This window comes from Gordonia sp. IEGM753 (assembly GCF_050321825.1).
Classification (GTDB): Bacteria; Pseudomonadota; Gammaproteobacteria; order Pseudomonadales; family Pseudomonadaceae; genus Aquipseudomonas.
In genome coordinates this window covers 768,395-793,490 of sequence record NZ_JBNQGB010000001.1, presented here as the reverse complement: position 1 = coordinate 793,490, position 25,096 = coordinate 768,395, and the positions used below count along the sequence as shown (strand labels likewise).

The 25,096-nt window shown below is 58.0% G+C and carries 28 protein-coding genes; 7 read left to right on the top strand and 21 right to left on the bottom strand.

What is annotated here, in order from left to right; translation table 11 throughout:
• Positions 1-28 precede the first annotated feature (28 nt).
• A complete protein-coding gene (locus ACQR3R_RS03645; RefSeq protein WP_428270643.1) occupies positions 29-1,027 on the bottom strand; it encodes a fumarylacetoacetate hydrolase family protein in 999 nt (332 codons plus the stop codon).
• On the bottom strand, positions 1,024-1,725 hold the full coding sequence (locus ACQR3R_RS03640) for an SDR family NAD(P)-dependent oxidoreductase (protein ID WP_428270642.1): 702 nt from the start codon (positions 1,723-1,725) through the stop codon (positions 1,024-1,026). The genes ACQR3R_RS03645 and ACQR3R_RS03640 overlap by 4 nt, the downstream gene beginning before the upstream one ends.
• Before the next feature lie 139 nt (positions 1,726-1,864).
• Between ACQR3R_RS03640 and ACQR3R_RS03635 the strand changes: the two genes are divergently transcribed.
• Entirely contained in the window at positions 1,865-2,263 is a 399-nt protein-coding gene (locus tag ACQR3R_RS03635; RefSeq protein WP_428270641.1) for an OB-fold domain-containing protein, read from the top strand.
• Positions 2,263-2,568, top strand: a complete 306-nt coding sequence (locus ACQR3R_RS03630; protein WP_428270640.1) for a hypothetical protein — start codon at positions 2,263-2,265, stop codon at positions 2,566-2,568. The genes ACQR3R_RS03635 and ACQR3R_RS03630 overlap by 1 nt, the downstream gene beginning before the upstream one ends.
• A gap of 58 nt (positions 2,569-2,626) precedes the next feature.
• Here ACQR3R_RS03630 and ACQR3R_RS03625 read toward each other — a convergent pair whose 3' ends face one another.
• From ACQR3R_RS03625 to ACQR3R_RS03565, 13 genes are all read right to left on the bottom strand, one after another.
• Positions 2,627-3,928, bottom strand: coding sequence for an MFS transporter (locus tag ACQR3R_RS03625; RefSeq protein WP_428270639.1), 1,302 nt, complete (start codon positions 3,926-3,928; stop codon positions 2,627-2,629).
• 26 nt (positions 3,929-3,954) lie between these two features.
• Entirely contained in the window at positions 3,955-5,202 is a 1,248-nt protein-coding gene (locus tag ACQR3R_RS03620; protein ID WP_428270638.1) for an OprD family outer membrane porin, read from the bottom strand.
• 115 nt (positions 5,203-5,317) lie between these two features.
• Positions 5,318-6,274, bottom strand: coding sequence for a 2Fe-2S iron-sulfur cluster-binding protein (locus ACQR3R_RS03615; protein ID WP_428270637.1), 957 nt, complete (start codon positions 6,272-6,274; stop codon positions 5,318-5,320).
• Positions 6,275-6,290: 16 nt separating this feature from the next.
• Entirely contained in the window at positions 6,291-6,767 is a 477-nt protein-coding gene (locus ACQR3R_RS03610) for an aromatic-ring-hydroxylating dioxygenase subunit beta (protein ID WP_428270636.1), read from the bottom strand.
• Positions 6,768-6,783: 16 nt separating this feature from the next.
• Positions 6,784-8,058, bottom strand: coding sequence for a Rieske 2Fe-2S domain-containing protein (locus ACQR3R_RS03605; protein ID WP_428270635.1), 1,275 nt, complete (start codon positions 8,056-8,058; stop codon positions 6,784-6,786).
• Between the two features lie 12 nt (positions 8,059-8,070).
• Entirely contained in the window at positions 8,071-9,198 is a 1,128-nt protein-coding gene (locus ACQR3R_RS03600; protein ID WP_428270634.1) for an amidase family protein, read from the bottom strand.
• Complete coding sequence (locus ACQR3R_RS03595) at positions 9,195-9,701, bottom strand: nuclear transport factor 2 family protein (RefSeq protein ID WP_428270633.1); 507 nt, start codon at positions 9,699-9,701, stop codon at positions 9,195-9,197. The genes ACQR3R_RS03600 and ACQR3R_RS03595 overlap by 4 nt, the downstream gene beginning before the upstream one ends.
• Positions 9,702-9,838: 137 nt before the next feature.
• The gene (locus ACQR3R_RS03590; RefSeq protein ID WP_428270632.1) at positions 9,839-10,045 is read right to left on the bottom strand and encodes a hypothetical protein; all 207 of its coding nucleotides are present in this window, start codon (positions 10,043-10,045) and stop codon (positions 9,839-9,841) included.
• Between the two features lie 6 nt (positions 10,046-10,051).
• Entirely contained in the window at positions 10,052-11,104 is a 1,053-nt protein-coding gene (locus ACQR3R_RS03585; RefSeq protein ID WP_428270631.1) for a hypothetical protein, read from the bottom strand.
• Between the two features lie 14 nt (positions 11,105-11,118).
• Positions 11,119-11,937, bottom strand: coding sequence for an IclR family transcriptional regulator domain-containing protein (locus ACQR3R_RS03580; RefSeq protein WP_428270630.1), 819 nt, complete (start codon positions 11,935-11,937; stop codon positions 11,119-11,121).
• 17 nt (positions 11,938-11,954) lie between these two features.
• Positions 11,955-12,887 (bottom strand): DUF6282 family protein, encoded by a 933-nt coding sequence (locus tag ACQR3R_RS03575; RefSeq protein ID WP_428270629.1) that lies wholly within the window; start codon positions 12,885-12,887, stop codon positions 11,955-11,957.
• 46 nt (positions 12,888-12,933) lie between these two features.
• A complete protein-coding gene (locus tag ACQR3R_RS03570) occupies positions 12,934-13,695 on the bottom strand; it encodes an aldolase/citrate lyase family protein (RefSeq protein ID WP_428270628.1) in 762 nt (253 codons plus the stop codon).
• Positions 13,692-14,090, bottom strand: a complete 399-nt coding sequence (locus ACQR3R_RS03565; RefSeq protein WP_428270627.1) for a cupin domain-containing protein — start codon at positions 14,088-14,090, stop codon at positions 13,692-13,694. The genes ACQR3R_RS03570 and ACQR3R_RS03565 overlap by 4 nt, the downstream gene beginning before the upstream one ends.
• Positions 14,091-14,310: 220 nt before the next feature.
• On the opposite strand from ACQR3R_RS03565, the gene ACQR3R_RS03560 reads away from it, so the two are divergent.
• The 3 genes from ACQR3R_RS03560 (at position 14,311) to ACQR3R_RS03550 (ending at position 18,788) form a co-directional block, all read left to right on the top strand.
• A complete protein-coding gene (locus ACQR3R_RS03560) occupies positions 14,311-15,741 on the top strand; it encodes an aldehyde dehydrogenase family protein (RefSeq protein WP_428270626.1) in 1,431 nt (476 codons plus the stop codon).
• Positions 15,742-15,781: 40 nt separating this feature from the next.
• Positions 15,782-17,374 (top strand): GMC family oxidoreductase N-terminal domain-containing protein, encoded by a 1,593-nt coding sequence (locus ACQR3R_RS03555; RefSeq protein ID WP_428270625.1) that lies wholly within the window; start codon positions 15,782-15,784, stop codon positions 17,372-17,374.
• 70 nt (positions 17,375-17,444) lie between these two features.
• A complete protein-coding gene (locus ACQR3R_RS03550; RefSeq protein WP_428270624.1) occupies positions 17,445-18,788 on the top strand; it encodes an MFS transporter in 1,344 nt (447 codons plus the stop codon).
• 173 nt (positions 18,789-18,961) lie between these two features.
• Here ACQR3R_RS03550 and ACQR3R_RS03545 read toward each other — a convergent pair whose 3' ends face one another.
• From ACQR3R_RS03545 to ACQR3R_RS03530, 4 genes are all read right to left on the bottom strand, one after another.
• Positions 18,962-19,201, bottom strand: a complete 240-nt coding sequence (locus ACQR3R_RS03545; RefSeq protein WP_428270623.1) for a hypothetical protein — start codon at positions 19,199-19,201, stop codon at positions 18,962-18,964.
• A gap of 201 nt (positions 19,202-19,402) precedes the next feature.
• On the bottom strand, positions 19,403-19,777 hold the full coding sequence (locus tag ACQR3R_RS03540; RefSeq protein ID WP_428270622.1) for an antibiotic biosynthesis monooxygenase: 375 nt from the start codon (positions 19,775-19,777) through the stop codon (positions 19,403-19,405).
• Positions 19,778-19,817: 40 nt separating this feature from the next.
• A complete protein-coding gene (locus ACQR3R_RS03535) occupies positions 19,818-20,792 on the bottom strand; it encodes a zinc-binding dehydrogenase (protein ID WP_428270621.1) in 975 nt (324 codons plus the stop codon).
• 61 nt (positions 20,793-20,853) lie between these two features.
• Positions 20,854-21,156 carry an ArsR family transcriptional regulator gene (locus ACQR3R_RS03530; RefSeq protein WP_428270620.1) on the bottom strand — a complete coding sequence of 101 codons (303 nt, stop codon included), beginning with the start codon at positions 21,154-21,156 and terminating at the stop codon, positions 20,854-20,856.
• A 285-nt stretch (positions 21,157-21,441) separates the two neighbouring features.
• On the opposite strand from ACQR3R_RS03530, the gene ACQR3R_RS03525 reads away from it, so the two are divergent.
• On the top strand, positions 21,442-21,825 hold the full coding sequence (locus ACQR3R_RS03525; protein ID WP_428270619.1) for a hypothetical protein: 384 nt from the start codon (positions 21,442-21,444) through the stop codon (positions 21,823-21,825).
• A gap of 157 nt (positions 21,826-21,982) precedes the next feature.
• Here ACQR3R_RS03525 and ACQR3R_RS03520 read toward each other — a convergent pair whose 3' ends face one another.
• On the bottom strand, positions 21,983-22,852 hold the full coding sequence (locus ACQR3R_RS03520) for a GyrI-like domain-containing protein (RefSeq protein WP_428270618.1): 870 nt from the start codon (positions 22,850-22,852) through the stop codon (positions 21,983-21,985).
• A gap of 736 nt (positions 22,853-23,588) precedes the next feature.
• On the opposite strand from ACQR3R_RS03520, the gene ACQR3R_RS03515 reads away from it, so the two are divergent.
• Positions 23,589-24,188: a nitroreductase family protein gene (locus ACQR3R_RS03515; RefSeq protein ID WP_428270617.1), complete on the top strand. Its 600-nt coding sequence runs from the start codon at positions 23,589-23,591 to the stop codon at positions 24,186-24,188.
• Positions 24,189-24,476: 288 nt separating this feature from the next.
• Here ACQR3R_RS03515 and ACQR3R_RS03510 read toward each other — a convergent pair whose 3' ends face one another.
• Positions 24,477-24,893: a hypothetical protein gene (locus ACQR3R_RS03510; RefSeq protein ID WP_428270616.1), complete on the bottom strand. Its 417-nt coding sequence runs from the start codon at positions 24,891-24,893 to the stop codon at positions 24,477-24,479.
• Positions 24,894-25,096: the final 203 nt, after the last annotated feature.

Here is a 25,096-nt window from a genome sequence, read left to right as displayed (position 1 = left end):
GAATTTATCGGCAGCGAACACAAACGTGTCAGTTGCCGGCCGGTGCCTTGCCCGCCTGGGTGCGCAGTACACCAATGCCGTCGATCTCCAACTCAACCACGTCGCCGGGTTTCAAATACCGCAGTTGCTCCAGGCCGCAGCCGTTGCCGACCGTGCCAGAACCCAGAAACTCGCCGGGGTACAGGGTTTCCGAGCGGGATACATGGGCAATCACGTCTTCAAAGGTCCAGCGCATGTCACGGGTATTGCCGCGACCCCATTCCTCGCCATTGACCCGGGCGACCATATTCAGGTCATAGGGATCGCCCAGTTCATCGGCGGTCACCAGGCACGGCCCCATGATGTTGGCCGTGTCGAAATCCTTACTCTTGGCCGGGCCGAGCATGCCGGGCATTTCCAGGGCCTGCGCGTCACGCGCACTCATGTCGTTGAAAATGGTGTAACCGACGATATGCTCACGGGCGGCCTCACGGCTGATGTCCTTGCCGCGCTTGCCGATGTAGCAACCAAACTCCAGTTCGAAATCCATCGCCCGGCTAAAGCTTGGCCACAGAAACTCATCGTCGTTACCAATGACCGCGAAACGGTTGCCCTTGTAGTAGATGGGCTGCTTGTTAAAGGTCTCGATCACCCGGTCGTCGGCGCGGGTATTCATCGCTTTCAACGTTGCTTCCGGGTCTTCGGTGCGTAGCGCACGGGCGCGCCGGGCCGCCGAAAAGGCTTGGCGCAGGTGCAACTCGAAGCACGAACAGTCACGCATTTGTGGCGGTGGCTGGATCGGCGCGCGCAGCTTCACATCAGCGCGCTCGAGTACTGCCGCCGCGGGCGCCTTGGCCACCAGCGAACGGGCCAGCTCCAGCGCCGGCTCACCGGCCTCCACCAGCGCCAGGATACTGCTCAATGCCGCGCTGTCACGGCTCTCGAGCAGGCGATAAGCGATTTGCAGGTCCAGTACCTGTTGGTCCTTGTTGAGCAACGCGCCCGCACGATCAATGCCATCGGCGTCGGTATACGTGACCAGCCTCATACGCGGCCACTCACGGGCAGCAGCGCGCCGGTGACCGCCGCCGCTTCGTCGGATAGCAGGAATGCAACCACCGCTGCGAGCGCGTCCGGGGTTACCCAGCGGCTGCTGTCGGCATCCGGCATGTCGGCGCGGTTTGTTGGGGTGTCGATGATGCTTGGCAATACGGCATTCACCGTCACGCCACGATCCTTGAGCTCTTCGGCCAAGGCTTCGGTCAAGCGCGCAACACCGGCCTTGGAGGCGGCATAAGCGCCCATGCCCATGCCTGCCTTGACCGAGGCCAGTGCGCCGATGTTGACGATGCGTGCCGCGTTAGAGGCCAGCAGGTGCGTCAGCGCCGATTGCGAACTGACCACGGCGGTACGGACGTTCATCTGATAGAGACGGTCCCAGGTCTCCAGGCTGCCGCCTTCGACGGTTTCCCAGGCGAAGCCGCCCGCGACGTTGACCAAACCGTCAATGCCGCCCCACTGCGTTGCGATCTTCGCAAACGCGGCGCTGGCGGATTCGGTCGAGGTCAGGTCGACACCGCCCAGGCACAGTAGATTTTCCGTGTCGAGCAAGGCCGCAGGCGCCTCGCTACGGTCCAGCAGAGCGACGCGGGCACCACGCGCCAACAGGAATTTACCCAAGGAGCTGCCAAGAACGCCAAAGCCGCCGGTGACGACTACCCTCTTCTCCAGTAACGACTGGTACATCGCGAAATCCTCTTGTTGTTGTTTTTAGGCGTGAACGGTCGATTCACGCCTTCTTTGGAACGAATATATGACACTTTTAGAAAATATGTACAAATGATACCGTATGACTTCAAGTCAAACACTCACCTGCGGACCGCTGATGCCTAGAAAACTTCCTGCACTCAACGCCGACAACCGCGCCTTCTGGCAAGGCGGCGAACAGGGCGAATTACGCGTTCATCGCTGCGCGGCCTGCAGCCGGTATTTCCACCCGCCCGCCCCGCTGTGCCCGCATTGCGCAAGCTTCGAAGTGGCGCCAGAGGCGGTGTCCGGCAAGGGCAAAGTGCTCAGTTACACCATCAACTATCAAGCCTGGAACCCCGAGCTCGCGGAGCCTTACGTGGTGGCGATCATCGAGCTTGTCGAACAGGCCGGGTTGCAGTTTGTGAGCAACGTGGTGGGCACTCCGGTGACGGATGTGCATATCGACATGCCGGTACGGGTCAGTTTCCTCAATGTCGAGGATGTCTGGTTGCCTCTGTTCGAAAAGGATCTGTGATGTTCGATCATCGTTATGAAAAAGACGTCGCCATCACCGGCATCGGCCAATCAGAGGTCGGGCGGCCCTCGAACAAGTCCGCGATGCGCCTGACCCTGGATGCCTGCCTGGAGGCGATTGCCGACGCAGGCCTGCAACGCAGCGACATTGACGGCGTGGCCTGCTGGCCGGGCGACAATAACAACGGCGACCCGTTCTCCCCGGTCGGCCCGAGCGCACTGAAGAGCGCCCTTGGGCCTCGCCACAAGGAAGGGTCTGACCCCTTCTGTAAGGCTGTTCAGGTAAGCGCTTTGGTGAGGGCCTGAACACTTGCGTTGCTACTCACTCAAGCAAGACACACTGCCCTGCAGTGAGACCCCGCAATCAAGGCAGTTCAGGCTTGGGTCGAATGCTGAACAGGGTTGCGGTGGTGATGACGCCGAACGTGATCAGCATCACCGACACCGGCCACGAAGACTTGAACATGCCGAACAACGCGGTAGCCGCCAACGGTGCCAGGCCTCCGGAGAAAATCGACGCGATTTCATGCCCCAACGCCATGCCGGAATACCGCAGGTGCGCCGGAAACAGTTCACCCATCAGCGCTGGCTGAGTGCCGATCATCGCGCCATGACTGAACGCCAGGCCCACCAGCAGTGCCAGGTAAACGAAACCGGTGGCGTGCGTATCGATCAGCCAGAAAAACGGAAACGCGAACAACACCAGGCTGATCGAACCGATGGCATACACCGTGCGTCGACCAATGATATCGGACAGCCAACCCCAGAACAGAATGGTGAAGGCTTCGACGATCATCGCCACCATGACCCCGCCCAAGACCATTTGCGTGCTCAAACCGGTGAGTTTGGCGTAGGCCATCACGAAGGCCAGGAAGATGTAGGCGCAACCGTTTTCTGCCAGGCGAATACCCATCGCCTGAAAGACTTCCTTGGGATGTTTGCGCAGCACTTCCATCGCAGGTGGATGCTTGACCTGCTTGCGTTGCTCGGCGGCTTCCTCGAACTCGCGGCTTTCAGGCAGGCTGCGGCGAATGTAGATACCAACGCCAAAGATCAGCACGCTTGCCAGGAACGGCAGCCGCCAGCCCCAACTCATGAAGTCTTCCTGGGGCAGCATTTGCACCAGGTAAAAAGCGGCCGCCGACAGCACGAACCCGCCCGACACGCCGAGCTGGCTCCAGGCTGCATAGAAACCGACGCGATTGGCCGGCGCGTTCTCGCTGAGCATCAGCACGCCGCCGCCCCACTCGCCACCCGACGCCACGCCCTGCGCGATGCGCAATATCACCAGGCTGGCCGGCGCCAGGTACCCCACTTGCTCAAAGGTCGGCAACAAGCCCATCAGGAACGTCGAGACGCCCATGATGCTCAGGGTCATGACCAGGGCTTTCTTGCGCCCATCCCTGTCACCGATATGGCCGAAGATAATTCCGCCCAGCGGCCGGGCAAAAAAGCCCACCGCGAACCCTGCAAAAGCGCCCATGGTGCCGACGATGGGGTCAGTGCCTGCGGGAAAGAACAACGGGCCGAAAATCAGCGCCGCTGCCGTACCGTAAAGAAAAAAGTCATACCACTCCAACGCGTTGCCAAACACTGACGCAATCACGATCCGGCGCATGGTTGAAGAACTGGGTGCTTTGGTAACGCCTGTTTTCAAGTTGCTCATCGATTACTCCAAACCGAGCCAGAGGCTCACCAGATCTTCCAGGTGTATGAAGTGACGAAGCGATATTCGTCATAGTTGTTGCCGTACTTCTGCTTCGTATTGAAGTTCTTCAGCTCAAAGCTCAGGTCTTTCAACGCACCGCTCTGCACCACGTAGGAAAGGAAAATATTGCGCTCGCTTTCCTGGTCATGGCTCAAGCCTTCGCCACGGTCGATACCGGTGCCTTTGATGTAACGGGTAAACAGTTTCAGACCGGGCACGCCCATGGCAGAAAAGTCGTAGCCATAACGCACCGACCATGAACGCTCATCCGGACGAATGAACGGCAACCCTGCCCAGTTCGGCAAATAGGGTTGCGGAACATAGCCATTGAGGGTCGGAAACACCGTTTCACCCAACATGCGCTGGTAGCTGACGCCCACCAAATGGCCGCTCTTTTGCACCGTGACCAAGCCACTGTAGGAGCGGTTGTCGACGTTGCCCGCCAGCGCGTTGCCATCCTCGCTGTTGTTGAAATACCCCAGATCGGTCTTCAGCGTGTAGCCGTCGCCCAGGTCCAGTGAGTGCTTCAACCCGGCGTAATGCTGCTGATAGATATCGTGCAGCACGCCGTAGAAGTAAGTGGCTTGCAGCGTTGGCGTGAGCGAATAGGTGCCGCCACCAAAGTCCAGCCCCTTACTGTCGAGGTCATCGGTGGAGCCGTATTTGTAGAGGTTTTCATGGTTGGAAGATTGCCGGGTGACGCTGGACCAGAAGCGCCCACCGGTCAATTCCAGGTTGTCGATTTCACGCGAGTTGACGACCGCACCCTGATAAATCGTATCGAGCTGGCGACTCGGGTCGTTGGAAGCAATCGGCAGATTGGGTTTCTGATCGCCAATCTTCAGTTCGGTTTTCGAATAGCGTATCTTCAGCGTGGCACCGGCCCGACTGTAGTCATCGGCCGCTTGCTGATCGTGAAGGCTGTAGGGCAGCGAGCCGTCGTTGCCAGTCGAATCCAGCCGCAGCGCATACTGCGCATTGGCGTCGACACCGATCGCCAGCGGGCTGTCGGTGTACCCGGACTGGAACTGCAGATCGAAACCCTGAGACCAGTTCCCCACCTTGGAAACGGGCGCATCGCTGTTAGTAAAATTACGGTTCAGGTACAGGTTGCGCAAGTTCAGGGACATGTGACTGTCGTCCACCAGGTCGGCGTGTGCCGTCCACGGCAGCGCGATCCCCAAAAGCCCTATGTAGCGAATTGCATGCACAGGCAAAGCTAGCTTTGACATGGTTACATCCGTTCTGAATAGCCACGGTTAGGAGCAGAATTCCAAAGACATGGCAGTGAATGAACAGCGCGGATCTGGCGCCCGCTGCTGTCAGTTTTTTTGTATTTGTTATTTTTCAGATATCCAGAACCAGGCGCTTCGAGCTCGACCTGGAACAACACAACAACATTTGGTCATTGGCCTCACGTTCATCGTCCGTCAGGTAGACGTCGCGATGATCAGGCTGACCTTCGAGCACGTCGCACAGGCACGTTCCGCAGACGCCCTGCTCGCAGGACACGTCGACCTCGATCCCGACATTGGCCAGGGCTTGCACGATGCTCTGCCCGGCGTTGACCTGGACTGTTTTGCCACTGCGGGCGGCGTGCACCTCAAACGCCTCGCCCGAGTTGTCGACCTCGACCTGAAAATACTCACGGTGTACCTGGTGCTCCGGGTAACCCGCCGCGCGAGCACCGCCGATCACCCACTCCATGAAACCCGAGGGCCCGCAGGTGTAGACGTGGCCGTCGTTGGCGGCCGTACCGAGGACAACGGCCAGGTCGAGTTTGCTCGCCGGCTCATCGTCGAAATGCGGGGTAACCCGATGCGCAAAAGGCGCTGCGGCCAGCTCATCGAGAAAGGCGGCGTTGCTTCGGGAACGACCGCAATAATGCAATTCGAAATCAGCGTTGCGCGCATGCAACGCATAGGCCATGGCGATCATCGGCGTGATACCGATCCCGCCGCCAATCAACAGCGAACGTTGCGCGCTGCTCGCCAGCGGGAACAAATTGCGCGGCGCACTGATGGTCACGGCAGAGCCTTCACGCAGCGTGGCATGCACCGCGTCGGACCCGCCGCGTGAAGCCGGGTCCTTGAGCACGCCCAAGCGATACCGGTGCTGATCCGCCGGATCCCCACACAGCGAATACTGGCGAACCAAGCCACCGGGCAAGTGCACGTCGACATGCGCCCCGGCCTCGAACGCTGGCAACGGCTCGCCAGCGGATGAGCACAGGTCGAGCACCAGCACACCGGCGCCCTGTTGCTGGGCCTTGCGCACGACGACATTCAGCAAGACATCTTTCATCGATTAACGCCCATGTTCAGAGGATGTAACCGATACCCGCGAGGGTGTCGTCGGAGTTGATCAAGCGAATCAGCTTGCGCTGGATCTTGAAGCTGTCATCAGTACGTTCGAGTTGGTAAACAATGTCGGCGCTGTAGTGCTTGAGCGAATCCTTGCGGAACTCGCGCAGGTTTTGTGCGCAGCGCACCGTCACCTTGTGCTGGTCCTCAAACAACACCCGAAAACGTGACAACGTGCGCACGGTGCGTGGCTGGGGGCTGGTGGAAATCGACTCGCCGCCGGTCAGGCGCTGCACCCGCAGCTGGCGCATGTGGTGATCGTCATAGGCGTAATTCAGGCTGTTCTCGAAGTCCTCCTCCATAGGGTCGATGGGGATGATGTACGTCCCCTTGTCAGCCCACAGGCTGAGCCAGTTGTCGAACTCGCCGTGGTCGAGCATGTCGCCTTCCTGCCAGATGAAAGCGGTGACTTCATTCAGGGTTTTCAGGTTCATCAGAGTCCTCCGCCGGTTACGCCGACATCATTTTTTTCCACTGTTGATAGGCCGCGCGCATGCCGGTCTCGGCACTCACGTCACTGCGTAAACCGTCTGCAGTCGGCTGCTCGCCCGGCAGACCACGGTTGAGCATGATCCACAGGTCTTCTCCGGCGCTGGCGCCCTTTTGCACCCGTTCCCAAGCCTCGGAATCGTCAGGCGTGCCGAAACCCATCGGGCCCTGGAAATGTTCGTGCAGGCGCAAGCGGTAGCGGTTGGCGACTGCCGGGCCGCCGTCCATGGTGATCACCGAGTGGTGAATTTCGGTCTCGGTCACGGAGATCGGTTGCAGCACCCGGAAAAACGCCATGGAGCAGGCAACGTTGGGAAACAGGTTAAGGTTGAAACCCGAGCCGCCGACTGCGCGCACGATGCGACGCACCTGTTGCTCCTCGATCCCCTCGTCACGCAACTCGGCAGCCAGACCTTCGAAGCGTTCCGGGATCGGTTTGTCCAGATCGGCTTCAAGGTCCACAAGGTCAGGGATCATCACCATCACGCTGTGGCCGTTGCCGAGGTCTTCGACGTAGCCTGGGCCTTCGACAAAGTCGAACAGCTTGAGAGTTTCTTCATCCACCGAAGACAGGAATGACTTGTGCACCAGCGGAAAGTGGTACGCATCTGTGGTGTTTTCCAACTGGATTTTCCAGTTGCCGGGGAAACGAAAGCGGTGTTCGCCCGGCACCTTGATCGGGTAACCGGCGCCCTGTTTCATGAACAGGTCCATCCACTTTTTCGCCGGGCCGAGAAAGTCCACCAGCGGCTCGATATCGGCCTTGAACGTGGCAAACAGCATGCCGGCGTATTCCTCGACGCGCAGGCTGACCAACGGCAGTTCAGCCTTGTCCAGGCAGTCACCGTAGCTTTCTGGATGCGGCACGCCACGCAGCGAGCCATCGAGGGCGTAGCTCCAGCCGTGATAGGGGCAAACGAAGCTGTTGGTCTTGCCCTTCTTGTGTTCGCACACCGTCGCGCCGCGATGACGGCAACGGTTGAGGTGCACGTGAACCTGCTTTTTGCGGTCACGCACCACAATCACCGGTTGCTTGCCGATGTAGGTGCTCTTGTAGCTGCCCGACTCCGGAATCTCGCTGACGTGCGCGACCCAGATCCAGGTGCTGTAGAAGATTTTTTCAAGCTCTGCATCGAACAGCTTGGCGTCGGTGTACAGCGAGGTGTGAACGCGGTCGGACTTGACCAACCCCGCAGGGTTGGCGTCCAGGTTCACGGCTTCGATCAGTTGAGTCACGGTTAAGTCCTATTATTGATGTCGAGCGTCGACTGGCTTATTCAGGGAGACGCCCGCCATGGCGCAGAGCTGCGCGTCGTCGCCCTTGCGCCCGATCAGTTGCAGGCTGGTGCTGAGGGTGGAATCCGGGTAGGCGACAGGCACGCTGAGTGCCGGGTGCCCGCTCAAGTTGAACGGCCGTAGAAAACGCGTCAGATCGAGCACTGGCTCGCCTCGCTGCACGTCCGCCAACAACGGCGGCAGACGCGGCAAACCGGGCAGGACCAAGGTGTCGAAACGGCTCAGCAACTGGTCGACCTGCGCACTGAATGCCACACGAACAGACTCGGCAGCGTTCAGCGCGGTGGCGTCTGTTGCCGCAGCCCTCAACAACCGCGCTTCAATGTCTGCACCGAGCAAACCCTGGCCGGTGAAATGGCCGAAGGCAGCCCAGGTTTCGGCGTTTATGACGGTCAGTGCGGCTTCGAATGCTTGATCCAGCAACGGTAACGTCACCCGTTCCCAGGTCCAGCCACGGTGCGTGATCGCTTCACGTATGGCGGATTCGATGGCGGGGTCACACGTCACATCGACCAGGCCGACGTGCAACTGCGCGCCAGGTGTTTGCGCCACGAATGTGCTGTCCATCGCCGACATGGCAGCGACGAGTGTGTCGAGATCGCGTGCCATCGGCCCAACGCAGTCCAGAGAACTGGACACAGGGTGCACGCCTTCACGGCTCAAACGGCCAAAGGTCGGCTTAAGACCGAACACGCCACAGCAGGCTGCGGGCATGCGCACAGAGCCGCCGGTGTCGGTGCCCAGTGCCACATCGGCAATGCCCTGCGCCACGATCACCGCCGAACCGCTGGACGAGCCACCCGGTATGCGCTCGGGTGCTTGCGGGTTGACCGGCGTACCGGCCCACTCGTTGATGCCGGTGACGCCAAAAGCCAACTCGTGGAGCACAGTCTTGCCGATAACCTGCCAGCCGCCATCGAGCAACGCCTGCACCACGGTTGCGTTGTTGGGCGCCGGCAACGCGTGTTGCAGGGCGCGACTGCCACAACGGGTTGGCCAACCGGCCACGTCGATAGTGTCCTTGATCGCAACGGTAAGCCCCGAACCGCCAAGGCGCCCTTCGATCACCAGCGGGCTCATGATTGCACCTCCACTGCGTCCGCCAGCGGGCACATATCCAGGCGTTCGGTAGTGAACGAGGCGATACGCCAAGCGCCTGCAACCTGACGAAACTCCAGGCTCAGGGCGGCGACAATGGCTTCGGATTGGCCGGAGTCGTACCGGCTTAGCTGCTGCATCAACCAGCGGCCCCGGGCCTGATCACCGTCAACAGTGATGTGTTCGCCGGACAGAAAATGCGCGTTGAACCGAAAGTGCGGATTGGGCGGCAGGTACCCCATGAGCATCGCGACAATGGCCTCGCGCCCTTCAATGCGTCCGAACTTCAGCGCATAGCGTGAGCCGATGCCTTGCCATAGCGCGTCGTCGCAGAACAACCGGCCGAGTGCATCGGCGCGCTCCGCCGGGCCTGGAACATCGCACAGCGCCATGTACCGGTTCAGCAGCAGACGCACGGCCGACTCAGCCTCAAGCACGCGAACGCGCTCCAACAACACGGTGATATCGGAAACGGGAGAGGACATAAGAAGCGCCTGTCATTGCTGCAAAGCGATGACAGGAAATTAGCGACGGGATGTTTCGGCAACAATCACCGGGGCTGAGCAACTTGTTGCGTTTTACGCAACAAGATCTAGCGATTGCTCAGTTGGGGTAAGGCGAATCAAGGGTTCAGCAGGATCCACGAGCGGGCAATCTGCCTGGGGATGTTGCGCCAATCCCAGTCGAACGGCAGCGGGACAACCATGCCGCGCACTGACCGATTGACCGTTACGTTGCCGTAAACGCGCCGTGCCTGCTCGGCGGAAATGGGCGTGAGTACCCGGGCGTGAATGCAATATCGACGCATGATGGTGGCTGCCTTGATCATGATTGATCAGTCGTTGATCGATGGCGCAAATTGGCGCCAGTATTCGGCCTGGCTCACTTGCTGTTGGTAGGTTTGAACCTGATCCGCAGCCTCCCCCAACAGCTGCGCCGCGCTCATTCCCCGACGAGCGCAATACTCGGTCAACTGCTCAATGGCACGCGTCAATACTTGATAACCACCGGTGAACACCGCCGAGGTCATTTCGGTTGCACATGCCCCGGACAGTAGAAAGCGCGCCACGTCCAACCCGGTTCGTGCGCCATTGGTCGCGATCAATGGATAGTCAGCGCCCATGCGTTTGCGGGTCATCATTACCCAGCGCGCGGTCAGCGGCAGCGCCCACCCGCCGCCAATGGCGGCAGAGGTGCCGAGCATTGGCAGCCCCGTGTCGAGGTCGGGCAAAAAGCCCATGAAGCGGCCCATCATCACCACACTGTCCGCCCCGCCGCGCCGTGCGGCTTCGGCCAGGGCCACCACGTCTTCGCTTTGGCCGGTCAACTTGATCCACAACGGCAGGTCGGTGGCCTCACGCAAACGGCGGCTGATCTGCTCGATGCGCTCGGCACCGCGCTCAAGACGAATCGCCCCCTTCGCGGCCTCTTCGCCATGGGGTGCACCAATGTTGACCTCCAACACGCGCATTCCCGCTTGCTCGATCTGCCGGGCGAACTGCGCACACTGCTCCAGATCACTGAGGATCAGGCTTGGAATGACATAGGCGCCTTGTTGCCTGGCCTGGGCATCCAGCCCCACCAGTTCATCCAGCCACGGTTCGAAGTCGCGTTGCAGCAAACCCGAACGCCCCATCAAACTGGCGTCCGCCGGCGGATTGAAATCCCATGGCAGGCGCTGCCATTGAGCGTCGAGCAAAGCGTAATCGGTCTTGTCCAATTGTTGCTTGGCCGCCAGCGATTCATTGGTCGACTTGGCCACCACGGCACCGACGCCCGTGGCCAGGGCGCGACTGATCGCTTCAGCCGTCATGGTGTGTTCACCGGCGCCGCAAATCACCGGATTCTTCAAGGTCAAGCTGCCTATCTGGGTAGTCAGGTCAGTCATTATTGTTCTCATTGTCAAAAGAGGTTGGGCGCGTCCCGATAGACCGTTCCGTGCAGACGCTCGCTGATGTCTGCCGCTGCGGCGCGCAGCTCTTTAATAAAATCCGGCGCTTGGGCGTTGATGCTCGCGGTGGGACCGACAATGCCAATCGTCCCGATGATCCGCGCGCCGTCACGAAAGACCGGGCAGCACACGGCAACAATCGCTTCGGTCACTTCGCCTTCAGCGATGTCCCACAAGCGCTCTCGGATCAGTGCCAAACGCTCAACCAGTTGCTCAGGGCTGCATAAGGTCTGTCCGGTGAAGCGGGTCATTTTTCGTTCGAGCACAAGTCGCCGACAGCTATCGTCGGAAAACGCCAACACCGTCCGGCCCTGCGCCGAACAGTGCGGCATCACCCGGTTTCCCGGTTTGACCGACACGCAAACATTGGCCAGCGACTCGACCGTCGCCACCACCAACGCCGTACCGTGGCTGGCCACCGACAACATCGCGGTCTGTCCGGTGAGGTCGCGAATACGGGTCAGGTAGGGCGTTGCCAGCGTGCGCAGATCGAACTGCTCGCACGCGGCTTCGCCATACGAAACCAACCTTGGGCCGAGCCGGTATTTGTCACCCAAAGGGTCCTGTTCGACGATCCCCAAGCGCCGCAACGAGGCCAGGTGGCGATACGTCCGGGCCTTGGGCGCGGCGAGTCGACTGGCCAACTCGGTCACGCCCATGGGCCGTCGTACCGCGGACAACTCATCGAGCAATCTGAAAACAATATTCACCGACTCCAGCAACGCAGGGCCTTGGTCTGACGCTGGTGCATCGAGCGTGAGCATTTTCATGGCCTGTAGCCCTCGGCTCAAATGCCCATCAATCGAGCGGCGTTATGCGACGTCATCTTGCGCACATCGTCGTCGCTGTAGCCAAGGTCCAGCACAGTGGCAATCACGCTGCGAAAACCATCAATGATCGAGGGATTACCTTGCTGGCCCAGATCTGAACCCAAAATAGTCAGGTCGACGGTGCCCGCTTCGATGACCTGCTGGAGAAACTCCGGATCGTAGAATTTGAACTTGGAACCGGGCACCCACATGCACATCGAGTGCTCCATATACACGCCTTCTTTTGCCAGTTGGCGCATGTCGTCGAGCGTGGCATCGACGACGTAAGTCGGGTGATTGACCAACAGGCGCTTGACGCCGCGCAACCGTGCCTCTTCAAACAACGGCCAGATTTCGCGGATGTTCAGGTGCCCCGCCGACAGCACGATGTCCTCTGCGGCGATCAAATCGAGAATCGCCTTGACCTCCTCCTTCAGCTTGCCGTCATCGTCAAGGACAGTCAGCGGAATCGGCTGCAACATGCGCTGAGTTGTCTGCGGAAATTTATCGACAAATTTCACGTCCTGATGGTGATGAGCGATGTGGTTGGCGGAGGAGAACGTCGGCATCCACACCAGTTTCGCCCCCAGTTTCAGACCATGCTCGACCGCGTGCACGTTCAACCCGCCGACTGAATTGTTCAGCGGTACACCGGAGAGCATGTGCACACCGAGTTCGGAAAAATGCTTGTTGAGCAAATGGGTGACCGGCGTGCAGGAATAGTAGTGATCCTTCAACAACACCGCTTTGAGTCCCGCCGCCGAGGCTTCTTGCATGGCTTCGACGTGATCGCAATAACGCGGCATGACCGATGGACCGCTGTGGCAATGCAAGTCGATGGCACCTTTGATCAGTGCGTCGATACGTTCGTCGCGGTCGGGTGTTTGCTGGACGGCTGCTTTTATGTTCATGAGGTATTCCTTGTTGTTGTGAGTACAGGTGATTGGCGGCGACTGTTCAGCCGGCGCGAAACAGCTTTACTTGCTGGCTCCAGGTGGCCCGGAGCGCCGCCTGATCGGAACCGACGATAAAAAACGTCGCCCCTTCTGCCGCGTAATGGCGAGCACTGGCGACATCGCTGATAAACAACCCGGCCGCTTTGCCCGCCGCCCGGGCGACATTCAGGGTGCGGACCACGGCACGCTCGACGGCCTGGTGCTGCACATCAAACGTGCCCATCGAGACGCATAAATCCGCACGGCCGACAAACAGGCAATCAACGCCCTCGACGGCGACAATTTCTTCCAGCTGTTCGATGGCCGAGGCGTCTTCTATCTGGCAAATGACTGCGGTCTGACGGTCATGCCAATCGATGTGATCGACCAGCGACAATCCGCCGTAATCTCCCGCGCGCGGTGAATTGGAGAAGCCCCGCGTGCCTTGCCGATAGCGCGTCGCGGCCACCCGTTCGGTCGCCTGGGCAGCGCTGCAGATATGGGGCAGCACCAACCCGTTGGCGCCCAGGTCCAAGGCTTGCAGGATGGTCGAGGGTTGGCTGTCGCCCACCCGCACCAGACCGGCCACACCTGCGGCGCGACAAGCCAGCAGGCTGACATCCAGTGCGCCTGCATCGAACGGCGCGTGCTCGGCGTCCAGCACCACCGCATCGAGCCCTGCTGCACCGGCAATTTCCATCACTTGAAAGGCCGGGGTCTTGATAAAACTGCTGAACAACGGCTCACCGGCCAGCAGCTTTTCCCGAAAGGTCCTGCCGCTCACGAGGCGGCCCCTTTCACCACCACCTCGTCGAACTCGTGCGCCTGGTATTCGACCAGGTGCTTGTAGTCCTCGCGCAGTGGCGAAAACACGTCGAGGTTCATCACCACTTCGTCGCCGATCGGCTCGGCGTAATGCACCACGAACGGCGGGATCCGCAGCATGCTGCCCGGGCCGCCTTCAACCACTTCGTCTCCCAGGTGAAAACGTACCCGGCCCTGAACAATGATCACCAACTGTTCGAACGAATGGCTGTGCGGGAACACGTCCATGCCCGGCGTCAGCCAGTTCATGACGCAGATCGTGTCATCGCCGCGAAAGCCCACGCGTTCGACGCCACGACGCACGGTTTCACGGGGCAGATCATTCCAGTTATGCAACAGCGCCTGAGTCAGCATTGTCTATCCCTCATCAGTTTTGTTTTTCTCTCAAAAGAACGGTATTTCTTTCGACAGCACAAACCTAACGCAACTCATAAAGCAGCGTCAACGTCGGAAAGCCATCGTTTTTAAAAAAAACAATTCCTTGACAGGGGCAAAAGCAGGCTCTTAGCATTGTATCTATCAAGGGAATACCGTTTCTTTGAGAAAAACAAAATCCTGCAACGAGGTATAGGCAATGCGCGTGATTGAATCGATCCTGATTGACGGCCAATGGTCGACCGGCTCCAACAGCAAAACCGGAGCAGTGTTCAATCCGGCGACCGGAGAGCAAATCGGGACGCTCGGCTTCGCCGACAGGTCTGACCTGGATCGAGCGCTGGCCGCCGCCGCGAGGGGTTTTGAGGTGTGGCGCAAGACCAGCGCCTACGAGCGCTCGCAAATCCTGCGCAAAGCCGCCGCATTGCTCCGTGAGCGCGCCAACGAAATCGCCGCGCTGATCACCCTTGAACAAGGCAAGCCGTTGGCCGAAGCAAAAATGGAAGCGTTCGGCGTTGGCGATCACATCGAGTGGTACGCCGAAGAAGGACGCAGGGCTTACGGCCGGGTTATTCCGCCACGCCAGCGCGGCGCCCGGCAGATTGTGTTGCGCGAGCCAATTGGTCCGGTCGCAGCGTTCAGCCCCTGGAACTTCCCTGTCAGCCAACTGGTGCGCAAAATCGCTGGAGCACTGGCAGCGGGTTGCTCGATCATCGCCAAAGGTCCGGAAGAAACCCCTTCATCGTGCATCGAACTCTGCCGCGCCTTTGAAGACGCAGGCCTGCCAAAAGGGGTGCTCGGCCTGGTATTTGGCGTCCCCGCTGACATCTCTGAATACCTCATCGCTTCGCCGGTGATCCGCAAGGTTTCCTTCACCGGTTCGGTACCTGTGGGTCGCCAGCTCGGCGCATTGGCAGGCCAACACCTGAAACGCTGCACCCTGGAACTCGGCGGGCATGCGCCTTTTATCGTGTGCGACGACGTGGATGTGCAAAGCGTGGCAACGCTCGGTGCGGGTTTGAAGTTTCGCAATGCCGGGCAGATCTGCGCATCGCCGACACGCTTCTATGTACAGCGCGCTGTTCACGATCAATTCGTCGCCGCATTCGTGGCGGCCAGTACGTCCTTGAAAGTCGGCCATGGCGACGATGCGACCACGCAAATGGGCCCGCTGGCCAATAGTCGTCGGGTGGCGGCCATGCACGAATACGTCGATGACGCACTGGCGGTCGGGGCGCGCTCGGCGCTGGGCGGCCAACCGGACAACCACAGCGGATTTTTCTTCCCGCCAACGGTGCTCACCCACGTTCCGGACAGTGCGCGAATCATGCACGAAGAGCCCTTCGGACCGATTGCTTCGATTGTCGCGTTCGACACCCTGGAAGAGGTCATCGCCAAGGCCAACGCCCTGCCCTTCGGCCTCGCTGCGTTCGCCTTCACTCGCTCCATTGCCAACGCCACGCTGCTCGCCGACGAACTGGAAAGCGGCATGGTGTCGATCAACCACTTTGGTCTCGCAGCCCCGGAAACCCCGTTCGGCGGGGTCAAGGACAGCGGCTACGGCAGCGAGGGTGGCAGCGAAGGCCTCGACGCCTATTTCACTACCAAGTTCGTCAGTCAGGTGGGCTGATCCAGACCTGCGCCCACTCTGAAAACAACGGCGGTATACGATGCAAAAATACGATTACATTGTCGTCGGTGGCGGCTCGGCCGGTTGTGCGCTGGTCGCACGACTGGTCGACGCCGGCAAGAGCGTGCTGCTGCTGGAAGCAGGCCCGGCGGACAATCATCCCTACATCCATATCCCGGCCACCTTCATACGGGTGCATGGCAGCCGTCGGACCTGGATGTACAAAACCGAAGCCGAACCACGCTTGAATGGTCGCGAGGTCTATATCCCGCAAGGCCGCACACTCGGCGGTGGCAGCTCGGTCAACGCGATGATCTATATTCGCGGCCAGGCGCAGGATTACGAAGAATGGCAAGCGCTGGGTTGCAAAGGCTGGGGTTGGAACGATGTGCTGCCCGTGTTCCGCAGGTCTGAGGGCAATGCTCGTTTGAGCGGGACACTGCACGGTCAGGACGGCCCGCTGAAGGTCAGCGACGCACGGCATCATCATCCGTTAAGCCAAGCGTTTGTCGAAGCCGCTGTCGAAGCGGGCGTGCCGCTGAGCGATGACTTCAACGGTGCGCTCCAGGAGGGTGCGGGTTTTTACCAAACCACCACCCATCAGGGTCGACGCGCCAGCTCAGCCGCGACGTATCTGCGCTCGGTGCGCCACAACCCGTTACTGAAGGTCATGACTGGGGTGCATGTGACACGCCTGCTATTCGATGAGCTCGAGGTGGTCGGCGTTCAGGCGCGCCTCGCCAATGGCAGCCTGCAGACGTTCCATTGCGCTGGCGAAGTCATCCTCAGTGCAGGTGCCATTTCCTCGCCGAAAATCCTGATGTTGTCGGGGATTGGTCCGGTGGATCACCTCAAGCAGGTGGGCATTCGCCCAGTGCACGGGCTGGAGGGTGTGGGCCAGAATTTTCAGGACCACTTGAGCGCTTCGGTGTATGCGCAGACCCACGAACCGATGAGCCTGTTGGGCCACGACAAAGGCTTGCGTGCCTTGGGTCATGGCCTGCGCTACATCGCACAACGCCAAGGCCTGCTGACCTCGAACGTGGTGGAAAGTGGCGCCTTCGTCGATACCCGTGGCGCAGGACGCCCGGACGTCCAGTACCACGTAGTTCCCAGCCTGGTGGGCGACGTCGATCGGCTGCCACCCAGTGGCCACGGGATTTCCATCAATCCGTGCGCGCTGCGCCCTAAATCCCGTGGCACCCTTAAACTGCGCAGCGCCGACCCGTTCGCCGACACTGTGTTGAACGCCAATTACCTGAGCGATCCCGACGACATGCGCACCCTGGTTGCCGGGGTCAAACTGGCGAGAAAAATCCTGCGCTCGCCCGCGTTGGCGAAACTGGTGTCCGGGATGATCCTGCTGCCGGACAGCGACGACATTTCAGACAACGAATACGAAGCCTATGTGCGCAAGGTCGCCAAGACTGTTTACCACCCGGCCGGCACTTGCAAAATGGGCACCGACGAACTCGCGGTGGTCTCGCCTGACCTCAGGGTTCGCGGCATCAAGGGGTTGCGCGTAGCCGATGCGTCGATCATGCCGACCATCGTCAGCGGCAATACCAACGCGCCCAGCATCATGATCGGCGAGCGCTGCGCAGACTTTATCCTGCAAGCAAGAACCGCCTGATTGGCTGTACACAGGGTGTCGCAAGACGCCGGATGTTTTTCATGACCACTATAAATACAAGAGAGCACCCATGAAATTATTGTCTCGCGGGTCATTTGAAAATGATCGGGATTGGCACGTTTACAACAAGATCGCCTTACGGATTCTCCCGTTCCTGTTCGTGCTTTACGTTGTCGCGTTCCTGGACAGGGTGAACGTCGGTTTCGCCAAACTGCAGATGGCCGCCGACATCGGACTCAGCGATGTGGCGTTCGGCTTCGGCGCCGGGGTGTTTTTCATTGGCTACTGCATTTGCGAAATCCCCAGCAACGTGATGCTGCAAAAGGTCGGTGCGCGGTTCTGGATCGCCAGGATCATGTTTGTCTGGGGCCTGCTCTCTGCCGGCATGATGTTCGTTTCTACACCGACCCAGTTCTACGTCATGCGGTTCCTGTTGGGGGTTGCCGAAGCCGGTTTTTATCCAGGCATGGTCCTTTACATGACCTATTGGCTGCCGGAAAGCGCACGCTCCCAAGGCATGGCGTATTTCAACCTGGGCATAGCCATGGCGGGCGTGATCGGCAGTCCGTTGTCGGGCTGGATCATGCAAACATTTTCGGGCACCTGGGGCATGGCGGGCTGGCAGTGGTTGTTCCTGATTGAAGGCTTGCCAGCCGCACTATTGGGCATCGTGGTGTACTGCTACCTGGACAACGGTCCCGGCAAGGCTAAATGGCTGACCGTCGATGAAAACCAGTTGGTGGTTCGGCAACTGGAGGAACAACGTCGCCGCAGCGAACAGAACGGCGCAAGCCACAAGTTCCGGGCGGCGTTCGTCAACAAGGGCATCTGGTGCCTGATCGTGACGAACTTCGCGTTGCTATGCGGCACCTATGGTGTGTCGTTCTGGATGCCGCAGATTGTGAAAAATCTGGGCGTGCAAAGCTTGTTTCACACCGGGCTGATTGCAGCGATACCGTTTGCGGTCGCCTCCGTGGTGATGGTGCTGGTAAGCAAGCACTCCGACAAAACCAAGGAGCGCCGTTGGCACGGCACGCTCTGCACCATTGCGTCCGCCGGCGGACTGATTTTCAGCGCCTACTTTCACGACAATGTTTATCTGTCGTTGATTGGCCTGAGCATTGCGATGTCTGGCGGGCTGGCTGGTTTCTGCGTGTTGTGGGCGCTGCCCGGGGTGCTGCTGACGGGCACTGCAGCTGCGGCCGGGATCGCATTGATCGCGACCATCGGCAACCTTGGCGGCTATGCGAGCCCATTCATGATCGGCTGGGTCAAGGAAACCACTGGCCATCTCGAATACGGCCTGTACGTTCTGGCGCTGATGACCTTGCTCGGTGCCGTGTCGATGCTTGCGGTACCGCAGTTGCGTAAAGGCAATAAGGCGTATCTGGTGCCGTCTACCAATCATCTCTGATCGCTAGAAAACCGAAGTGAGAAAAGGTGCTCGTTGTGAGCACCTTTTTTGGTTAATGCCTGACCTCTTCACCCGTTGATCACCGAACCGAAGCGTCCTTCTGCTTGCAGTATCGCAGTTGCGCAACACAGCCTGAGGAAGCTAGGGCGTAAAGCCCTAGCAGATAGCGGAGGTCACTTTTTCTTTTTAGGCTGCTTCTCTGCCTTGTCTGATTTCTTGGCCTTTTCCGGCTTGCTATCAGCTTTTTTGGCAGATTTTTTGGGTTCAGCCTCTTTTTTCTTATCTTTCTTTTCGGAAGATTTCGAAAGGGCCGAGGCCGCCGCTGATTTCTTTGCCGGTGAGGACTTTTTGTCTTTCAATTCCTTACTGGCATTCGAAGCTTCACCTTTGCTTTTCTTCTCGTCTTTAGCCACGTTGACCACCTCTCGAAGTATGCCGATATTGGCACTTTGCCTGCGCAATTCTCCACAAGCTGATCATTAGGCGAGCGCCCCCCAAAGCGGTTCAATTTTTTTGTGATGTCGGGACAGGCTTTCGATGAAGTACCGATAGGCACTGAGGGCTGTCTATCGGAAATGGGTCAACAGCCACACCTCGAAGTCAGAGCTGATCAGTTAGATGGGTGGCCACACACCTTTTAAAGCACTCGTATTTTCCGAGCTAACGGTGCTGTTCGAATCATCAAATTCGGCAGTAGGAAAAGCGCCGCCCTGAATATGGTAGACCCTCGGTTCTTCCGAAAAATATTCCTCCAGGCCCCTCATGAACATCCGATGGTCTTCACTCTCTTCGAAGCCCGGTGTGTGATCTTCGAGCGATTGCCATCGCACTATCAGGTTGAATTGCTGCGGGGTTTCAATCCCTTGCGCCAGCAAGTGACCGCCGTAACCCTTCGCGCGAGTGAGCAAAGGAGCGACCTCGCCAAATGCCTGTCTGAACATTTCAATGCATTGTTTGTGCACGGGAAGCAAAGCGATTTCATAAATCATGGCGTTCCTCGAAAATGACTTAAGCAGTTGAAGTACGCACTTACGAGATGAGCGATGGCTCGACTGCAATCGCGATTTTGCCTTGGACACCGTTGTTGGGACTCTCCAGCAGGGCATGGGCAAGTGCAATATCGGTCAGCGAATAGACGGCGCCAACGTGCGGGCGCAGCTGACCGCGAGCTACCAATGCACTCAACTCATCAAGCTTGCCGCGGTTCTGTCTTGTGAAAACGAAGTGGTAACTCGCGTTCTTGCCCCACGCCTGAACAACGTTTTGTGGCTGTGCAATGTCCACGATCGTGACCACGCGGCCAAGCTGCGCGAGCGTGTCCGGGCTGCGCGACAATGTATTGCCGCCGATGGCGTCGAACACGACATCAACTCCGCGGCCACCCGTTTCCCGCAGGATGGCGTCGACGTAATCCTCTTTTTCATAGTTGATGATCACATCGGCCCCCAAACGTCGTACGAACTCGGCGTTTGCCTCGCGCACGGTCGTGAACACCCTTGCACCCATGGCTTTTGCCAACTGGATCGCCACGTGACCGACGCCTCCCGCGCCGCCGTGTATCAGGATGCTCTCCCCCCCTCTGAGCGCCGCACGCACAATCAAAGCCTCCCAGACCGTGCCGCCCACCAAACTCAGGCTTGCCGCCTCAAGATGGCTTAGCGAAGGAGGCTTCTTGCCGATGATGCTTTCGGCAGCAACGTGGTACTCGGCATAGCTTCCTTGCCCTTCAAATATTTGTGGGGTGTACCAGACTTCGTCTCCTGGAGCGAAGCTCGTCACACCCGGCCCAACCTCTTCTACAACGCCCGATACATCGTGTCCGGTGATGGCTGGCAGTTGCACCAGGTCGGGATAGTCGCCGCGTCGGACCTGGTAATCCAACGGGTTGATGGAGGTTGCATGTACCCGAACCAGAACTTGTCCCGTAAGCGGCACAGGCTTGGGCACTTCGCAGAGCTCGAACGATTCCGGCCCGCCAAATGATTTAAGTATCATCGCTTTCATTATTAATCCTAGAATCTACAAAAAGGAATATCGAGATATCTCGATATTTTACAGTAAAAAATTACAACTCCTTCGCCAGAATCTTGGCAAGCGCACTGATGGTTGCTTCATTGCGCTTGTAGTAGGTCCACTGACCGATGCGCCTGACTTCAACCAAGCCCACTCGTTGCAGAGTTGCAAGGTAGCCAGACACCGTTGACTGCGACAGCCCGATACCTTCCTGAATACTACTGACGCAAACGCCGACCGTGAGAACGTCACCTTCATCCTGCGCAGGGAAGTTCTTGGCGGGGTCCTTCAAGCCTTTCAAGATTTGAAGGCGTGTAGGGTTTGAGAGGGCTTTGAATATTTCGATCAGATCCATAACCGGATAATATCGAGATTTATCGATATGTCAATGCGGGATGTAGCGCTTTGAAAGGGGTCCGGCAAAGGTCATCGCAATGCAATGCGGTTCAGATGAGCCCGGGGTGGCCGACAGAAGCTCTGTCGGCGTTGGATGTTTTCAGCCGGTTATCAACGGTAGGTAACGGCCAGAAGCAACCGGTCGATCCAGTAACCTTTCAAGGGTAGCGGGATTATGCAATCTATTGTTTGAGAGTGAGCCACTCGATAGGCTATCCACCTGTTTGCCTCGGGAATCTCGTACATGGATGCACATTCTGTCATCGCCAGAAATTTCGTTGGGTGCGAAGCGTTCGAAGACGCGTCGTTCATTGGACGATTGCACGAAGCAGAAATTTGGGATTACGACGAATACTGGTTACTGGAGTGGGCGTTGTACCAACTTGCAACAGAAACAAACTTCAGCCTAACGCTTTTTCAGCGGGTGTTTGAAATATTCAGCTATAGCTTTTTGCTGTTTGGATGCCACTTCGATCGCAAGGATGGCTTCAAGATCCGCAACCTCAAAAGAAACCAAATTTACGATTTTCGTGAAAGATTCAAGATGGTTTTTGAAGGCTTCTTCGCTGGGAAAATGCCGGAGCCGACTCGCTTTGACGAAGCCAATCCGTGGCTCTTGGAGCGTTAATGTGCTGCCTGTACGGGGATTGATAGCGGCTAACGTCAGAGAGGATCAATGCAAATTGATCGCCTGTGGAAGAAGCGGCAACTGAATGTGCAGAAACAGAATGCTGTTACTGCACATCGCCTGATGAAAACCGCAAGGTTCAGGCGAACTTGCCCCGTTACTGCAACGGAACATACACATCCGTTTGCCATTGATCCTGCGGCGTTTGTGGATACACGCTCAGGTAGTGGAAGAACAGTGGCTGATCACGCAGTTCTTCGCCACTGGCAGGCAGCCAATCGCGGTAGACCGGATAGATCGATTCGCCGATGTGGTCCGGCGACCCCACGTGCCGCACTACGACGCAGCGACCGCCAGCAATGACCAGTTCGCGCACGCCGAATGCATTCGGTTCCACCGCTTCGTGAATCTCGCCGCAAATGGCGAAGCGAAATGCTTCTGCTGGCGTGGTGTCGGGGTTGCCGTAGGGAATGCCAAAGCTGCGACTCGATGCCACCGGCGACTGCCCGCTCTGCATGCGCCACTCGATAAACTTGCTCACGCTCTCATTGACGAGCATGGGGGAACCGCAATGTTCAAGCGCTGCGACCCGGACTTCGGGGAATTCCACGATTCGTACTTGCATGATGATACTCCTGGAAAAATGAGGGATGGCGAACACCGCATGCCAGACCTGCCAGTTCGGCGCCTTCTTGAACGCACTCGGCGTCATACCGACCGCTCGCTTGAACGCCCTGCAAAATGCTTCGGGACTGTCGAAACCGGCACCGAGTGCCGCCTCCAGTACCGAGTGATCCGCAACGGCGGCCAAGCGATGGGCGGCGCGTCGTAGCCGCATGAGTTGCACATAACGTGAAACCGGCACGCCGACGAACGCGGTGAATTGGCGATGAAAGTGAAACGTCGAAAAATTCGCCACATGACTCAACGTCTTCACCGACAGATCACCTTCGAGATTCTCATCAATGTAGGCGAGTACGGTGTTGAAGCGCTTTGTGTAGGCGACGTTGATCGGCGTGTCAGACACTGAGACAAGCTCCTGGAAGTACGGTCGGCAATAGAGTCGACTATAGCGACGGGAACATGCCTAGCCGGGTTTGCTCAACGCAGGTTTTGGGTTAGAACATCCATAGATGAGTGACCGCCCCTTTCACCCCCGCGACGTCTTCCATTGAGCGTGAGTAAGTCCGTAACACTTCGCCAAGGCAGGCGCGGCGGATATTTTCAGTTCGGCGTCATACAAGTGCACCGCACCCAACTTCATCGTGGCCCTTTGCGAACGAATATTCGTAGTCGCTATGTGGAAATAAACGATGTCGTAAGCCATGAATACATGCTCCAGCATCAACTGCTTAAGCTCGCGGTTGGAATTGCCACCCCACTTCGCACGTACCAGAAATGTAAAACCGATGGCAATGCTGTTGGAGCCAGTTTAGAGCGGGAGTTAGATAAAGAAAGATCCAATGTGACGGGTAATGATGGAGCCATCGCCGTAGGAAAGGGGACGGATTATTTTCCGAGTAACGGCTGGCTGTGCGGTTTTAGATCGTTAGCTGCCCTTCCTGAAAGGCAGCTGTTGGCCGATAGCTCCCTACAGCCAATGTCCGCTTTGGGTTGCACACTTCGCTATGACGAGAGGGCGCGCGGAGTAACCATGAAGACTCCATGCTGACTAGCTGAGAGGATTCAACCAGGGAAATTTTTCCCTGATTGAAGTTCGTGCCTCTGCTACTGTCAGCGAAAACTCGCATGGATGAACGTTGATGGATACCCAAAACACTGTGCTGCTCAAAGACCTTCTGTCCACTAGGCGAAGTGTCAGATCCTTCAGTGAAAAGCCGCTAAGCCTGGCTGTTCTGGAGACATTTCTTTATGCCGGACAGGGCTGCACTTCTACGGACGGAAGGCGAACCGCACCATCGGCACACGCTCTGCATCCACTTGTATTGAGGGTGGTTGTGCGTCAAGTAGAAGGGCTCGACCCTGGGGTTTACACATATGATTCCCAGGTAGCAAAGCTCTACCGAATCGGAGATCCGATCAAAACTGGAATGCTGAACTCAGCGGCTTTAGGCGATGAGAAGTGGCTGGAAGACGCACCTGCCGTCATCGCTATCGTCGCTGAACGAGGGATCGCGATAGATCATTTCTCGGCTCAACAAGCAGACGGTCTAAGGGGCGCACGCTACGTCGATTTTGAAGCTGGAGCATCCGCTCAAAATATGTATTTGGCGGTCACCGCAGCTGGTCTTGGCGGTGTAGTCGTGATGGGTTTTGACGACATAAAAATGAAGGAAGCCTTGTGTCTTGAGCGGCCTCTTTTTCCGATCGCCCTTTTCTGCGTAGGGAATCTTCTCAAATAGCTTTAGCGCGATAGGTTGTTGCGTCGAGCATCGATTATAGGCGTTGTAGCGAATGAACGTATGGACGATAGCTGCCTCAACAGAGGATCCACTACGCTTGGAAGAAACAATCGGGCCGGCATGGGAAAAGTGAATCAGCCCTAGATTCGTAGGCATCTCGAACGGTCGCTCTTAGCCCAAATCGGCTAGTCGTGGCTGGCAGATATCGACCCAATGGGGACACCAGTTGCCGGAAGAAATCGGCGAAAAGCGGCTTCCGATCAACAATGGAATCTCAGCTTCTGTGATTCACACCGACATGCCGCATAGGAGTTCGCGCCTCACCGAAAGAGCAATTGCTGCGAAGCCCTTTCCAGTACCGCGCTTGTGGGGCGCGTAGTCCTGATTAGCAGAAACATCCTCCCATTGACTCACCGATTCCACGTACCTATGAGTGTCATCTGTATCAATTTCAAACTCTATGAACCGCTCTGCGTGAGTGAGCAAAAGACCATAAAGGCTGGGCATACCGGGAAAGTCGACTTCAAGATCTAGGACGACGGTTTCTGACCATCTAATGCCTTTCGACTCGCCATAGTTTTTTAAGGCTAGGGGAATCCCTCTGGCTAACCAAGTTTTAGCGGTTACCATGAGTCTGTGGGCCACAAGAGCATTTTGCTCTTGCACGTTCAGTTGCCGCTTTTTTAACAGACGGTCAATGTCCACTTCAATCTACTCAAAAATCGTTGCTTCCAGAATGACGTTGACCTATCAAACGCGCAACGACTCACGCGATTTCCATCTCCACGCTGCTACCCGGTCCGCGCGGGGCATAGCGACGTTCCGATGTCTTTACCGAAAGACGTCTTTCGACCCATAGCTGACGGTGACGACCTGCAAAAAACGGCTTGGAGCGGTTATCTGCTAAC